At 69.5% G+C, this 15528-nt stretch carries 9 protein-coding genes; 2 read left to right on the plus strand and 7 right to left on the minus strand.

What is annotated here, in order from left to right; genetic code table 11:
* Together ACLARN_RS41215 and ACLARN_RS41220 are read left to right on the plus strand one after the other, a co-directional pair.
* Positions 1–352 (plus strand): HNH endonuclease signature motif containing protein (locus tag ACLARN_RS41215; RefSeq protein WP_409496916.1); only part of this gene is annotated, 352 nt, incomplete at its 5' end.
* Between the two features lie 753 nt (positions 353–1105).
* On the plus strand, positions 1106–6592 hold the full coding sequence (locus ACLARN_RS41220) for a carboxyl transferase domain-containing protein (RefSeq protein WP_409496917.1): 5487 nt from the start codon (positions 1106–1108) through the stop codon (positions 6590–6592).
* 63 nt (positions 6593–6655) lie between these two features.
* Here the strand turns inward: ACLARN_RS41220 and ACLARN_RS41225 are convergent, their stop codons facing one another.
* The 7 genes from ACLARN_RS41225 to ACLARN_RS41255 all read right to left on the minus strand — a co-directional run bounded on the left by ACLARN_RS41225 (position 6656) and on the right by ACLARN_RS41255 (position 15473).
* Entirely contained in the window at positions 6656–7201 is a 546-nt protein-coding gene (locus ACLARN_RS41225; RefSeq protein WP_409496918.1) for a bifunctional nuclease family protein, read from the minus strand.
* 10 nt (positions 7202–7211) lie between these two features.
* Complete coding sequence (ctaD, locus tag ACLARN_RS41230; RefSeq protein ID WP_409496919.1) at positions 7212–8993, minus strand: cytochrome c oxidase subunit I; 1782 nt, start codon at positions 8991–8993, stop codon at positions 7212–7214.
* Positions 8994–9058: 65 nt separating this feature from the next.
* Entirely contained in the window at positions 9059–9436 is a 378-nt protein-coding gene (locus tag ACLARN_RS41235) for a glycosyltransferase (protein WP_409496920.1), read from the minus strand.
* An 81-nt stretch (positions 9437–9517) separates the two neighbouring features.
* Complete coding sequence (locus ACLARN_RS41240) at positions 9518–9646, minus strand: hypothetical protein (RefSeq protein ID WP_409496921.1); 129 nt, start codon at positions 9644–9646, stop codon at positions 9518–9520.
* Between the two features lie 36 nt (positions 9647–9682).
* Positions 9683–13936: a beta-ketoacyl synthase N-terminal-like domain-containing protein gene (locus ACLARN_RS41245; RefSeq protein WP_409496922.1), complete on the minus strand. Its 4254-nt coding sequence runs from the start codon at positions 13934–13936 to the stop codon at positions 9683–9685.
* Between the two features lie 3 nt (positions 13937–13939).
* A complete protein-coding gene (locus tag ACLARN_RS41250; protein WP_409496923.1) occupies positions 13940–14104 on the minus strand; it encodes a hypothetical protein in 165 nt (54 codons plus the stop codon).
* Positions 14105–14567: 463 nt separating this feature from the next.
* Positions 14568–15473 carry a LysR family transcriptional regulator gene (locus ACLARN_RS41255; protein WP_409496924.1) on the minus strand — a complete coding sequence of 302 codons (906 nt, stop codon included), beginning with the start codon at positions 15471–15473 and terminating at the stop codon, positions 14568–14570.
* Positions 15474–15528: the final 55 nt, after the last annotated feature.

Genomic DNA, 15528 nt, shown 5'->3' on the forward strand with positions numbered 1-15528 from the left:
TTGCGGCGAGAGTCGCACGGCGGGTTCGGCGGGCGGCCTCTGGGAAACGCACCCGAGGAAACTCGGGCGGCGCGCCCAGGGCCGACCCATCTGCCACCGCCCCGCCCAAGCCTGCGACCTCGACCATACGGTGCCCTGGCAGTACGGCGGCCACACCGATGCCGCAGATCTGGTCAGCTTCTGCCGCCGCGACCACCGGCTGAAGGACGAACCCGGCTGGACCTACCACCTCACCCCCGACGGCACCCTCACCGTCACCACCCCCACCGGACAGACCTACGACAGCACACCACCGCCACTCCATGAACCCCGCCCGAAAGCACTCCAGACCGACGAACCACCACCGTTCTGACGGCATCGCCAAGAAACGGCCACCGTGCCCGCCCCGAGCAGGCCGTGCCCCCACCGACGAGCCCGCACCATTCCGAGCTGCTACCGAAAGACGAACACAACTCCATCGTCCGAGCAGACCTCGACACAGGACCGGCGACGGCGCTCCAGCGGCCCTTGCCCGACAACACGACGCTCCGCGTCTACCCGGCGACAAACCACCACCGCTCCGACGCCATCGCCGAAATACGACAACGACTACTTCAACCGCACAGACCCGACAACCGCACATCGCCGCGATCCCGGCCGAAGAAACCACCGCCACCCGAGCGTCGCCGAAAAACGGCCACGCCCGCATCCCAGCACGACCCACTCCGGCCCGACAACTCGCGCGTCGTCGTCACTCGCTGAGGAGCCGCCACCCCGAGCCGTCGCCGAAAAACGGCCACACCCTCAGCGCCCGCTCGTCCAAGCCGAACACCCGCCCGCCCCACCCCGATGAAACCGGCGTGAACACCTGGTGACACGTCGCGAACCCGGCTACCAAGTCCGGCCCTCGATTGTCCACTTCATCACGTCATTCGGGCCCTCGACTAGGTGTTCCAGGACACTTTTTGGCGGGTTCCTACAACACCCGGCCCTCGGCATGCGTCACCGACGACATTCTCGTACCGGCCGGTAAGAGGCAGGCTGTAAGGCAGGTACAGGAGACTGTCCCGCGCGTGATCCGGCGGGACGTCACCTGTTGTGCTGCGTACTTTGGGAGGCTCAGTCGGTGTTCAGTCGTGTCGCCATCGTCAACCGCGGAGAAGCCGCGATGCGGCTCATCCATGCCGCCCGCGAGCTTTCGGCGGAGACCGGACAGCGGATCGAGACCGTCGCTCTCTACACGGATGCGGACCGGTCGGCGACGTTCGTGCGGGAAGCCGACATCAGCTACAACCTGGGGCCGGCGTCGGCGCGGCCGTACCTCGACTTCGCCGTGCTGGAGCGGGCGCTGACCGAGACCGGGGCCGACGCGGCCTGGGTCGGCTGGGGTTTCGTTGCCGAGGATCCGGCGTTCGCCGAGCTGTGTGAGCGGCTGGGCATCACCTTCATCGGCCCGAGTGCGGACGCGATGCGCAAGCTCGGCGACAAGATCGGCGCGAAGCTGATCGCCGAGGAGGTCGGCGTTCCGGTCGCGCCTTGGAGTCGTGGCGCGGTCGCGGATCTCGACGCCGCCATCAAGGCCGCCGAGGAGATCGGCTATCCGCTGATGCTCAAGGCGACCGCCGGCGGCGGTGGCCGCGGTATCCGCGTCATCACCTCCGCCGACGAGCTCAAGGACGCCTACGAGCGCACCAGCCTGGAGGCCGAGCGCGCCTTCGGCAGCGGTGTCGTGTTCCTGGAGCGCCTGGTCACCGGCGCCCGGCACGTCGAGGTCCAGGTCATCGCCGACGGGCAGGGCACCGCGTGGGCGCTCGGCGTCCGCGACTGTTCCGTGCAGCGCCGCAACCAGAAGATCATCGAGGAGTCCGCCTCCCCGGTGCTGAGCCCCGAGCAGGCCGACGAGCTCAAGCGGTCCGCCGAGCGGCTCGCGCTCGCGGTCGACTACTGCGGCGCCGGAACGGTCGAGTTCCTCTACCACCCCGGCGACAAGCTGTTCGCCTTCCTCGAGGTCAACACCCGCCTGCAGGTCGAGCACCCGATCACCGAGTCGACCACCGGCATGGACCTGGTCAAGGCCCAGTTGCACGTCGCTTCCGGCGGCAAGCTCGAAGGCCCCCAGCCCGCCGAGTCCGGTCATGCCATCGAGGCGCGGCTCAACGCCGAGGACCCGGACCGCGACTTCGCGCCGTCGCCCGGCCGCATCGCGCGCCTTGCCCTGCCCGCCGGACCCGGCATCCGCGTCGACACCGGAGTCAGCGAAGGCGACACGATCCCGGCCGACTTCGACTCCATGATCGCGAAGATCATCGCCTACGGCCGCGACCGCGACGAGGCGCTCGGCCGTCTGCGCCGCGCGATGGCGCAGACCACGGTCATCATCGAGGGCGGCGCGACCAACAAGAGCTTCGTCCTCGACCTGCTCGACCAGCCCGAGGTGATCGACGGCAGCGCCGACACCGGCTGGATCGACCGGGTCCGCGGTGAAGGCAAGCTGGTCACCCACCGCCATTCGGCGATCGCGCTCGCGGCCGCCGCGATCGAGGCCTACGAGGATGAGGAAGCCGTTGAGCGCCAACGACTTCTCTCCACCGCGCACGGCGGCCGCCCGCAGGTGCAGCACGAGAGCGGGCGTCCGCTCGACCTCAAGCTGCGCGGCGCCGCGTACCGCGTGAGCGTGGCCAGGATCGGCCACCGCCGGTTCCGTGTCGGTGTCTCCGCGGGCGGCGGCGAGATCCACCCCGCCGACGTCGAGGTCGACCGCTTCGACGAGCACACCGGCCAGATCACCGTCAACGGCACCCGGTTCCGCCTGGTCACCGGCACGCACGGGCCGATTCACCTGGTCGAGGTCGACGGCGTCACTCACCGCATCAGCCGCGACGAGGGCGGCGTCGTCCGCTCCCCCGCGCCCGCGCTCGTCGTCGCGACACCGCTCGAAGTCGGCGCGGAGGTCGAGGCGGGCGCTCCCATCCTGGTGCTGGAGAGCATGAAGATGGAGACGGTGCTGCGCGCACCGTTCCGCGCGAAGCTGCGTGAGTGCGTCGTCTCGGTCGGCAGCCAGGTCGAGACCGGCGCTCCCCTGCTGCGGCTCGAACCGCTGGCGGAGGAAGGCGACGAGGTCGCCGAGGACACCGGCAGCGTCGAGATCGAGCTCCCCGTGGAGCCCGGCGGCGCGTCGGCGTCACAGCGGATCGCGCGGGGACAGCAGGATCTGCGCAGCCTCCTGCTCGGCTTCGACGTCGACCCGCATGACGAGCGCCGCACGCTCAGCACGTACCTGGCCGCCCGGGCCGAGGTGGAAGCCAACGGCGACCGCCCGCTGGAGGGCGAGGTCGAACTGCTGACCGTGTTCGCCGACCTGTCCGAGCTGATGCGCAACAAGCCGATGCGTGAGGACGCCAAGACGGACACGCGGGTGCACAGCGCCCGCGAGTTCTTCCACGCCTACCTGCAAAGCCTCGACGTCGAACGCGCCGGGCTGTCGGAGTCGTTCCAGAACAAGCTCAAGAAGGTTCTGGCGCACTACGGCATCAACGACCTGGAGCGCACGCCGGAGCTGGAGGAGGCGGTGTTCCGCATCTTCCTCGCCCAGCAGCGGACCGCTTCCGACGTCGCGATCGTCACCGCGGTACTGCGGCAGTGGCTCACCGAACCGCAGCCGTTCGAAGCGATGCGCGAACCGGCGGGCAAGGCGCTGGAGCAGCTCATCGCCGCCACCCAGCTCCGCTTCCCGGTGGTCGGCGACCTGGCCCGCAGCGTGGTGTTCCGCTGGTTCGCCCAGCCGCTGCTGCGCCGCACCCGCGCCGAGGTCTACAGCGAGGTCCGCAAGCACCTGCGCCACCTCGACCTGCACCCGGACTCGCCGGACCGCGCCGACCGGATCGCGAGCATGCTGGCCAGCGCGCAGCCGCTGGTCCGCCTGCTCGGGCAGCGGATCGGGCGCCCCGGCACCGACCACACCCCGCTGCTCGAAGTGCTGAGCCGCCGCTACTACGGCAACCGCACCTTCACCGGCGTCCAGCAGGTCACGGCCGGCGGCTGCACCTTCGTCACCGGTGACTACGCCGACGAGAACGAGCGGTTCCACATGGCCACCACCGCCGTCGACCGCGCCGGGCTGCCCGGCGCGATCAAGGCGGTCGCCGAGCTCGCCGCCGGGCTGCCCGCCGACACCGACGTCGAGGCGGACCTCTATCTGACCTGGGACGACGAGACCGCCGACGACGACACGATGGCGGCCGGGCTGCGCGAGGTCGTCACGGCCGCGTCGCTGCCGAGCCGGGTCCGGCGCGTCACCACCACGGTCGCGGGGCACGGCGGCGCGGTGACGCACCACCACTTCACCTTCCGCCCGTCCTCGACCGGCTTCTCCGAGGAGCGGCTGATCCGCGGCCTCCACCCGCTGATCGCACAGCGGATGCAGTTGCAGCGCCTGGCGAACTTCGACCTCACCCGGTTGCCGTCCGGCGACGAGGACGTCTACCTCTTCAAGTGCGTCTCGCCGATGAACCCGTCGGACCAGCGGCTGGTCGCGCTCGCCCAGGTCCGTGACCTGACCCCGTTGCGGGACAACGACGGCAAGCTGCTGGCCCTGCCGGCGGTCGAAGGCACGCTGGCGGGCTGCCTCGACGCGATCCGTGAGGTGCAGGCGAAACTTCCGCCGAAGAAGCGCTTCGACACCAACCGGATCATGCTGTACGTGTGGCCGACCAGTGAGCTCACCGGCGACGAGCTGAACACGGTCGCGCAGCGCGTGCAGCCGTCGACGGCGGGCGCGGGTCTCGAAGAGGTCCAGTTCCTCGGCAGGCAGCGCGACCGCGTGACCGGGGACGTCGCCGAGGTCGCCGTGCGAATCGGCTACGACGTCAGCGGCGGCGTGCAGATGTCGCTGTCCGAGCCCACGACCGAGCCGATCCTGCCGCTCGACGACTACCGCCAGAACGTCCTGCGGGCCCGGCGCCGCGACACGGTGTACCCGTACGAGCTGACCAAGATGCTCGGTTCGTTCATCGAGTACGACATGGACGACAGCAACACCCTCGTCCCGGTCGACCGGCCGAAGGGACGCAACAAGGCGGCGATCGTCGCCGGTGTGGTCACCACGCCGACCGAGCGTCACCCGGAGGGCGTCAAGCGGGTCGTTCTGCTGGGCGACCCGACGAAGGCGCTCGGCGCGCTGTCGGAGCCGGAGTGCTCGCGGGTGATCGCGGCGCTCGACCTCGCCGAACGGCTGCGAGTCCCGCTGGAGTGGTACGCGCTCTCGGCCGGTGCGCGGATCTCGATGGAGTCCGGCACCGAGAACATGGACTGGGTCGCGGCCGCGCTCAAGCGGATCGTGCACTTCACCCAGGACGGCGGCGAGATCAACATCGTCGTGGCCGGGATCAACGTCGGCGCCCAGCCGTACTGGAACGCCGAAGCGACGATGCTCATGCACACCAAGGGAATCCTGGTGATGACGCCGGATTCCGCGATGGTGCTGACCGGCAAGCAGTCACTCGACTTCTCCGGTGGCGTCTCGGCCGAGGACAACTTCGGCATCGGCGGCTACGACCGCGTCATGGGCCCGAACGGCCAGGCGCAGTACTGGGCGCCGAACCTCGCCGCGGCCCGCGACGTGCTGATGTCGCACTACGACCACACCTACGTGGCGCCGGAGGAATCCGGTCCGCGCAAGGCGATCACCACCGACCCCGTCGACCGCGACGTGTCGTCGTTCCCGCACGCGGCCGTCGACAGCGACTTCACCACGGTCGGGCAGATCTTCTCGCGTGAGGCCAACCCTGACCGCAAGAAGCCGTTCGACATCCGCACCGTGATGCGCGCGCTGTCGGACCAGGACCACCCGGTGCTGGAACGCTGGCCGGGTATGGCCGACGCGGAGACCGCGGCCGTGCAGGACGTGCACCTCGGTGGACGGCCGGTGTGCCTGCTGGGCATCGAGTCGCGTTCGGTGCCGCGCCGCGGCTTCCCGCCCACCGACGGCCCGGACACCTACACCGCGGGCACCTTGTTCCCGCGGTCGTCGAAGAAGGCGGCGCGGGCCATCAACGCGGCCAGCGGCAACCGGCCGCTGGTGGTGCTGGCGAACCTGTCCGGCTTCGACGGCTCGCCGGAGTCGATGCGGAAACTCCAGCTGGAGTACGGCGCGGAGATCGGCCGGGCGATCGTCAACTTCAAGGGCCCGATCGTGTTCACCGTGATCTCGCGGTACCACGGCGGCGCGTTCGTGGTCTTCTCGAAGGCGCTGAACCCGAACATGACCGTGCTGGCGCTGGAAGGCTCGTTCGCCTCCGTACTCGGCGGCGCGCCGGCCGCGGCGGTCGTGTTCGCCGGTGAGGTCAACGCGCGGACCGCGGCGGACCAGCGGGTGCGGTCGCTGTCGGAGAAGCTCAGCGGGGCGACCGGCGCCGAACGCGCCGCGCTGGCCGCGGAACTGGCCGACGTCCGTTCTTCGGTGCGGGCCGAGAAGCTGGGCGCGGTCGCGACCGAGTTCGACGGCGTGCACAGCATCGAGCGCGCGGTGAAGGTCGGTTCGGTGGACGCGATCATCAGCGCCGCCGAGATGCGGCCACGCATCATCGAAGCGATCGAGCGAGGCCTCGCGAAGTAGTAGTACTTAAGTGCAATGAAGGGGCCTTTCATAGCAAAATTTGCTATGAAAGGCCCCTTCATCTCACGGGACGGAGGGCGGTTCAGAGGGCGGTTCCCCGAAGTCCTCCGGAGCGATCTTGTCCAAAGCCGCCCGGAACTCCTCGACCTCCCGCTCCTGCTCGACCGGGTCCGACGGCACCGACGGCAGTTCCGCGTCGGGCCCGGAGCCCACGATCTCGACCCGCACCGAAGCGACCTCCAGCACCGAGTCGGCCACCTCGATCCCGACGCCAGCACGCAACCCGATCGCGACCGCGTCGCTCGGCCGGGCCGAGACGCGGATGCCGGAATCGAGCACGAGGTCGGCGAAGAAGATGCCGTCCCGCAGCGCGGTGACCTCGACCCCGGTGACCCGGTGCCCGAACGACTCGACCACCTTGCCGATCAGTTCGATCGTGCCCGGCCGGGGCAACCGGATCTTCTCCTGCGCGAGCGCCACCGCACTCGCCTCGGGGCCGCCGATCGTGATCGCCAGCCAGCGGCGTTCGCCCTGCCGTTCCCGCAGCAGCATCACCGGTGCCGCTTCCGGAGCCAGGACTGCCATCCCCTCTACGTCCATCGGGATCATGCGCGGTACCTCATTCCCTCGGTCGGACGGTGTCGTCCGCGAGCGCCTTGTCCGCCGCCATTTCCGACAGGGCGGGCTGATCGCGACGCTGGAACGGTGTCGAGTGCCCCTCGGCGCGCAGCCGGGGGACCATATGGGGGTAGTGGAGTTCGAACGCCGGCCGTTCGGACCGGATCCTCGGCAGATCGAGGAAGTTGTGCCGGGGAGGCGGACAGGTCGTCGCCCACTCCAGGGAGTTCCCGTGTCCCCACGGGTCGTCGACGTCGACGACCTCCCCGAACCGGTAGCTGCGGACGACGTTCCAGAGGAACGGCAGCACCGACACGCCCAGCAGGAACGCGCCGATCGTGGAAATCGTGTTGAGCGTGGTGAATCCGTCCGAGGTGAGGTAGTCGGCGTAACGGCGCGGCATGCCTTCGCTGCCGAGCCAGTGCTGGACGAGGAACGTCGTGTGGAAGCCGATGAACGTGGTCCAGAAATGCCATTTCGCGAGCCGCTCGTCGAGCATCCGGCCGGTCATCTTGGGGAACCAGAAGTAGATCCCGGCGAAGGTGGCGAACACGATGGTGCCGAACAGCACGTAGTGGAAGTGCGCGACCACGAAATAGCTGTCGTGCACGTGGAAATCGATCGGCGGGGCGGCGAGGATGATCCCGGTCAGCCCGCCGAGCAGGAACGTCACCATGAACCCGACCGACCACAGCATCGGCGACTCGAAGGTCAGCTGCCCCTTCCACATGGTGCCGATCCAGTTGAAGAACTTGATCCCGGTCGGCACCGCGATGAGGAACGTCATGATCGAGAAGAACGGGAGCAGGACGGCACCGGTGGCGAACATGTGGTGCGCCCACACCGCGATCGACAGCGCGGTGATCGCGATCGTCGCGAACACCATGGTCTTGTAGCCGAACAACGGTTTCCGGCTGAACACCGGGACGATCTCGGTCACGATGCCGAAATACGGCAACGCGACGATGTAGACCTCCGGATGGCCGAAGAACCAGAACAGGTGCTGCCACAGGATCACCCCGCCGTTGGCCGGGTCGAAGACGTGCGCACCCAGCCGTCTGTCGGCTTCCAGCGCGAACAGCGCGGCGGTGAGGATCGGGAACGCGATCAGGATCAGGATCGTGGTGAAGAGGATGTTCCAGGTGAACAGCGGCAGCCGCCACATGGTTATCCCCGGAGCGCGCAGGCAGAGGATCGTCGTGATCATGTTGACCGCGCCGAGAATCGTCCCCAGCCCGGACACGATCAGGCCCATGATCCACAGATCGGCGCCGACTCCCGGCGCGTGCATGGCGGTGGAGAGCGGCGTGTAGGCCGTCCAACCGAAGTCGGGTGCTCCGCCCGGCGTGACGAACGAGGTGAGCGTCATCGTGCCGCCGAAGAGGTACAGCCAGTAGGAAAACGCGTTCAGTCGCGGGAACGCGACGTCCGGTGACCCGATCTGCAACGGCAGGATGTAGTTGGCGAAGGCGAACAGGTTCGGGGTCGCGTACAGCAACAACATGATCGTGCCGTGCATGGTGAACAGCTGGTTGTACTGCTCCTGCGAGAGGAATTGCAGCCCCGGCCTGCCGAGTTCGCCGCGCATCAGCAGCGCCATGAACCCGCCGACGAGGAAGAACGCGAACGAGGTGCCGAGATAGAGCAGGCCGATCGTCTTGTGATCGGTGGTGCGGACGACGCTGAGGAATACGCCGCCCTTGGGGCCGCGGCTCCTGCCGCCGAACCGGACGGCCTGCGGTTTGTGCGTTGTCCTCACTGCGGTCACGGCGACTCCCAGCATGACGGCACACTCTCGGGAAGCTGGTACCCCTCCAGGAGAGTCCCTACACGCGGGCTTTTCAAGGGCTACCCGAGTAGAGACTCCAGGTGATCGGCCGCCGTCGCGGCCCCGCCGTGGCAGACGACGGCGTCCACGCGCGCCAGCAGCGCCATCTGGGGTACCCGCGGCACCACCAGCACCGTGTCCCCCACCGTTCCCACGGCGGCGTCGGCGTTCGCGGTACCGAGGGTGACGAACACCATCGGCAGCGCGGGATCGAGCCTGTCCCACGGGAAGTCACCGGTGGGCGTGCGGCCGCCGATCGACGGCCCGACCAGCCTGACCCGTTTCGGCAGCGCGACCGGGCCGAGCAGTTCCCGGGTGGTGAAGGCGCGCACGCCGTGCGGGGACATCCTGGGGTCGGCGACGAGGCCGCCCGCGATGGCCTGCTGGTCGGCGACCACCACCTGCGGGCGGAACCGGCCGATCGCGGCGCGGACCCCGCGCGCCGTCGCCGGCGAGCGGTGTCACGAAGAGGAACCGGCTCACTCGACCCTCGCCGTCTCGCGCGAGTGTTCGCGGACCCAGCCCAGAATCAGCTCCGACAGGTCGCCGACGTGGAACTTCGTGTCCCGCTCGATCCCGGCGTCGTCCAGGCCGTATTCCTTGAGCATTCCCGCAGCATCGCGGTGATATCGGCCAGCACGGTCTCAGTGGTCATCTTCGTTCTCCGTCCAAGCCACGACGTAGTCCTTCGCCGGGGTGGCGATCATGGTGTGCCACACCGGATACCGGACGCCGCCCACCTCGACGGTGAGCCGCTCGTCGTCCACGCCGACGACGGTGAACCCGAGCAGGCCGGTACGGAGCCGTTTCGCGACGGCTTCCTTCGCGGCCCAGAATCTGGTGACCCACAAGGCTTCCGGCTCACCGAGGAGCACTAGCTCGTCCTCCGTGAGGGCGGCGGAAACCGGGCGGTCTTCGACGGCCTCGACGTCGATCCCGCACGGCCCAGGCCGGGCGATGGCGACGCCGAGCGTGTCCCGATTGGCGATCGAGACGGTGAGCGCGGGCAGCTCCCGGCCATAGGCACCTGAGACGACCGGCGCGCCCGAGGGATCGTTCCCGATCCGGAGTTCGGCGGGGAAGATGGCACCTTCGCCGTCCTGCCAAAGCATCCGGCGCACGGCGTCCTTCGCGGCGATCCGGCCGAGCAGCCAAGCGTGTTTCCGGCGCGACGGCTGCTCCGAATACAGCTGTCTTTCGTCACCGGCCAGCAGGTTCCGCATGGTCAGGTCCCGCGTCGCCAGATCCGGCCACTGTTCACGGACCAGCGCCCAGCCGCCAGGCCGCTCTTCGGACAGCGTGGCACGCTCGGGCCGCCGGTCCACCGCCCGGATCGCCGGATTGCTGTCGAACCGGCGATCGCGCCAGCCGTCGACCTCCGCCCAGACCCGGCCGCCGCGGATCAGCTGGACGTCCGCTTCGAGTTCCTCGTCGGTGACGGAGACGACGCGAACGACGCAGTCGAGCCACTCCCCCGGCACGGGATGCTCACCGTAGAACCGGATCCGCCGCATCCCCACCGGGAACACCGTGGTGCGGCCGGGAAGCCGGGACATGATCCAGTACCCGAGCAGCTGACCGGCGTTGTCCAGCAGCGCACCCGGTGCCTCCGGCGTCCGCAGCACCCCGCGCACATGCCGCTCCCCCACCGCGACCAGTTCCGTGACACCCTGGAACTTCGGCCCCTGGAACATCCAGCGCTCGGTGTAGAGCTGTTCCGCGAGCAGCTCCGGAACCTGCTCCTCGGCGGCCGGGAACGTCCACGGTGCGGGTGAATCGGCGGGGAATCCGCCGTCCAGTTCGATGACGGCCCGGGAGTACTCGCCCAAGGACACGCTGACCCGGGAAGCGCTCTGGGGCACCACGTTCACCGGCACGTCCAGCGCGGGGGTCGCCGCGATCCACTGGTTCAGCCGGACGTCCTCCAGCGCGATCGCACGTCTGTCCAGCGCCGCCTGTTCGGCGAATTCCATCAGATGCCCGATCACCGTCGTCGCGGGCACGACCGGCCACGCGTCGGCGGGGTCCGCACCGGGCGGCTGTTTGAAGAAGCAATGGTCGAGCAGATACGGCATCGTCTCGACGGAGACCCGGAGTTCGGTGCGCAACGGCCGGAGCCGAGGCGCCGACCTGGCGGCGAACAGTTCAGCCGCCAGGCCGGCGGTGTCGGCCAGCAGCCCGGAGAACTCGGCTGCCAGCGGGTTCCGGTCCCCGGTTTTGTCCAAAGTGGACGCCTTGGCCGCGTCGGGCCGGAAGCCGCGCCGGGCGCTCGCGTCGAGTGACACCAGCGCGCCACCGAGGTCGAGGCGGATCGCCCGGCCACGCTGACCGCCGCCTTGGCCTGGCAAGGCTTCGAACGCAGGATCGGCGCCGTCGGCCCACAACGCCGTGGCGACCCGCAGCAGCTGCGGAAGGCCCGGCCGGTGCGCGGAATGAGCGGCGACGACGAGGTGTTCGCGGTCGTGCAGGGTGTTCCCGATCAGCGAGCCGATTTGTCCCGCGCCCGTCTGCACGAACGCGCGGAACCCGGCCGCGTACATGTTCTCGACGAGACCACGGAACCGCACCGGCTCCAGCAGATGCCGGACGAACAGGTCACGCAGTTCCGCCGCCGCCGCCGGGTAGTGCCCGCCCGTGGTGGCCGACCAGACCGGGATTTTCGCCGGGTGCAGGGTGTAGTGCTCGGCCGCCTCGCGGATCGGGCCGAGATACGGTGCCAGCATCGGGGTGTGGAACCCGGACCGGAACGGCAGAACCTGGGAGATCACCCCGTCGGCGCGGAATCCGCGGACGAAACCGTCGACGGCCTCCGAAGGCCCGCAGATCATCGACTGGTTCGGCGCGTTGTCGTGGGAAACGACCACTTCGGACTGTCCTTTGAGGACATCGGTGACCGCGGACGCGGCCGCGCCGATCACCGCGAAGGCCAGCCCAGGCACCTTGAGCGCGTCGGGATCGAAGAACGCCAGGAAGGCGTCGACCTCTTCGCCGGCGTGGATCCCGGCCACCGCCATGGCGGTCCACTCCCCCAGGCTGTGCCCGGCGAGCGCGTCCGGGGTGACGCGCAGCCGTCGCAACACCGTGTCGAGCAGTCTGCCGAGTTGGAAGACGCCCTTGCCGTGCCTGCCGACGTCGCCGACCGTGACGTCCGGTGAGTCCCAGCGCACGCCGAAATGCCGGGCGATGTCGTCGGCGTGGGCCTCGAATTCGTTCTCCAGGCCGGGGAACACGAACGCGAGCTTGCCGCCGCCCGGCCCGAGCAGCGGTTCGGGGACGAACCAGAGGTCGTTGCGGCCACGCCAGGGTCTGCCCTTCGCGACCACCTTGCGAGTCAGCGCGAGCCGTTTGGGCGTCGGGTCGACCAGGCCGAGGCGGACCCGGCCTCGGCCGGTGTCGGCGGTGCTCAGGAGGTCGTCCCGGTCGAGCTGGCAGCCCATTTCGGCGATGGTCGGCGCGGACAGCCGCAGCACCCGTTCGGGTTCGCGGACCGCGACGCCCGCGCGCGTCGCGGCCTGTTCCAGTACGACGTGGGCGTTGATCCCGCCGAAGCCGAACGCGTTGACCCCGGCCCGCCGCACCGGCCGCCGGTCGTCGGTCTCCCAGGCCTTCGCGGCGTCGAGTGTCTCGAACCGGGTCGCGGCCAGCGCCGGATGCGGTTCCTCGCAGTGCAGTGTCGGCGGCAGAACCCCGTGGTACACGGCCAAAGCGGCCTTGACCAGCCCGGCGACGCCCGCCGCGGGCATGGTGTGCCCGATCATCGACTTGACCGAGCCGAGTACCGCCGTCGGCTCGTCCGCCGTCCCGAAGACCTCCGCGATCGTCGCGAGTTCGGCGGCGTCGCCCGCCGGGGTGGCCGTCCCGTGCGCTTCGAGCAGCCCGATGGACGCCGGATCCATCCCCGCCGCGGTCCAGGCCTGCCGCACCGCGCGGACCTGACCGGCACTGTCCGGAGTGGACAGTCCGGCGGTCCGGCCGTCACTGGCCACGCCGGTCCCGGTGACGACGGCGTAGACCCGGTCGCCGTCCCGTTCGGCGTCCGCGAGCCGCTTCAGCACGACGACCCCGGTGCCCTCGCCGATCAGCACCCCGTCCGCGTCCCGGTGGAACGGCCGGATCCGCTGACTCCGCGACAAGGCACCGAGCTGGGAGAACACACTCCAGAAGGTGACGTCGTGGCAGTGGTGCACGCCGCCTGCCAGCACCACGTCGCATCGCCCGGTTGCCAGTTCGCGCACGGCGTGGTCGACGGCGACGAGCGAGGAAGCGCAGGCGGCGTCCACCGTGTACGCGGGTCCGCGCAGATCGAGCCGGTTCGCCAGCCGGGAGGCGGCGAGGTTGGGCACGAGGCCGGTCGCGGCGTCGGGAGCTTCGGGGCCGAGCCGGTCGATGAAGGCCTGGCGGAGTTCCTCCAGCCGCTCAGCGCCGAGTTCCGGCATCAGCTCGCCGAGCGTGCGGACGACCTGGGCGGCGGTCCGGACCCGCTGGTCGAGCCGCACCAGACCGGGTGTGAGGTAGCCGCCGCGGCCGAGGATGACCCCGGCCCGCTGCCGATCGGCGGGCAGCCGGTGCTCGCCGCCGGCGTCGGCGACGGCCTGCGCGGCCACCCGCAGCGCGATCAGCTGGTCGGGTTCGGTGCCCGGGATCGAGGACGGCATCACGCCGAAGCCGGTGACGTCCACCTCGGCCAGTTCACCGACGAAACCACCGCGACGGCAGTAAAGCCGGTCCGCCCGGGGTTCCGCGTCAGGCTGGTAGAAAGCCGGATCCCGGCGGTCGGCCGGGACCTCGGTGATCGCGTCGGTCCCGTCGACGATGTTGCGCCAGTAACTTTCGAGATCGGGAGCGCCGGGGAAGAGCACCGACATCCCGACGATCGCGATCGGGGGCGTTTCAGCCACCGGTCACCACCCCGACGCGGTATAGGTGACGGCCTCCAGCGCATCGCCGCGGCTCGTGACTTCGGCGAGCACTCGCCGGTCACCGAAGTCCACAGTGGACACCGGTACGCCTGCTGCGAGCAGGACCGGGTGCGTCGCGATGAGAAGATCCGCCGTACCGGTCGACATTGAGGCATCGGCACCACGTAGCGACTTACCCACGGAAAGCCTCCGAGCACACGGAAGAGTGATTTGGTTACCGGGCGTACTTAAACGCAGGCGGCGCTTCACGTCAATACTCGACGGTAGGGTTTCCGGTCACAGGAACCGGATGGCGGTACGCCGACCTCCGAAAGGCGAAGATCGTCGCGGGCATTTGGCGTTCCGGATACACGGCGGACATCCCCCGCGCCGGGTTTTCCGCAGCAGCAGGGAAGAACAGTCAACGACCAGGTGACCCAAACATCCGATAAGCCATCCGGCCTGTTACCCGGAGTTCACCATTCCGCTTTGGGCAGAACCACCGGAAATGGTGGTCCTGCCGCCATTCCGGGGAATTGACGGCGATTCGCCCTATCGTCGGTATCGCGCCGACAGCCCTTTCGGTATCACGCGCGATTAACGAGCCGTTCACGGAGAAACGTGAAGGGACTCACCGGGATTTCGCATTCCGGACCGCCAGTGCCAGCAGCGCCGCGGCCGGACCGGCGAGCCGTCGCCCGGCTGGCCACACCGCGCGCAGTTCCCGGCCGAAGTCGACCCCCTCGACCGCGACCGGGACGAGCCTGCGGTCGGCGACGTCCCTGGCGACGTCGAGTTCGCTGATCACCGCTGGTCCGGCTCCCGCGATCACCGCGTTGCGGACCGCGGAGGCGGACCCCAGTTCCAGCAACGGTTTCGCCGGGCCGACGCCGGCCTTGCGCAAGGCGGTGTCGACGGTTTCCCTGGTCCCGGAACCCGGTTCGCGGACCACCAGCGGCGTGATCGCCAGTTCGGCCGCGGTCAGCGGACGGCGCCTGCGCGCCCACGGGTGGCTTCCGGCCACGACGAGGGCGAGGCGATCGGTGGCGACCCGTTTCGACGAAAGACCGGGCAGCGCGCCGGGCGACTCGACGAACCCGAGGTCGACCTTGCCGTCCCTGGCCAGTTCGGCGGCCTGGTCGGAGTTCGTGACCTCCAACCCGAGGTACAGCCCCGGATTTTCCCGTTTGAGCTCACCGATCCAGCCCGGCACCAGATGTTCGGCCAGCGTCATGCTCGCCGCGACGCGGAGTTGCGCCTCGTGCTGGGTGCGCAGCGCTTCCGCGCCGTCGAGGAGACCGTCCAGTTCGGACAGGACGCGGTGCGCCCAGCCCGCGATGACCCGGCCGTCGGGGGTGAGCGCGGATCCCCTCCGCGTCCGGTCGACCAGCACCAGCCCGAGCCGTCGCTCGACGGTGGACAGTCGTTTGCTCGCCGACGGCTGCGCGATCCCGAGCCTGGCCGCGGCCTGCCCGATACTGCCGAGTTCGTCGACGAGCACGAGCAGGCGCAGGGAGTCCAGATCGGGTGTGGTCATAGCCGAAGTCTATGACCTACCCCTCGCGTTCCCGGCTACCGAGGCCACCCCGTCC

It is taken from the genome of Amycolatopsis sp. cmx-11-12, from assembly GCF_046269425.1.
Classification (GTDB): Bacteria; Actinomycetota; Actinomycetes; order Mycobacteriales; family Pseudonocardiaceae; genus Amycolatopsis.

Excerpts from the sequence above, each read along its gene's own strand:
- ACLARN_RS41225 (WP_409496918.1), bottom strand. The coding sequence starts at position 7,201 with ATGATCCCGATGGACGTAGAGGGGATGGCAGTCCTGGCTCCGGAAGCG.
- ctaD (WP_409496919.1), bottom strand. The coding sequence starts at position 8,993 with ATGCTGGGAGTCGCCGTGACCGCAGTGAGGACAACGCACAAACCGCAG.
- ACLARN_RS41240 (WP_409496921.1), bottom strand. The coding sequence starts at position 9,646 with ATGCTCAAGGAATACGGCCTGGACGACGCCGGGATCGAGCGGGACACG.
- ACLARN_RS41250 (WP_409496923.1), bottom strand. The coding sequence starts at position 14,104 with ATGTCGACCGGTACGGCGGATCTTCTCATCGCGACGCACCCGGTCCTG.
- ACLARN_RS41255 (WP_409496924.1), bottom strand. The coding sequence starts at position 15,473 with ATGACCACACCCGATCTGGACTCCCTGCGCCTGCTCGTGCTCGTCGAC.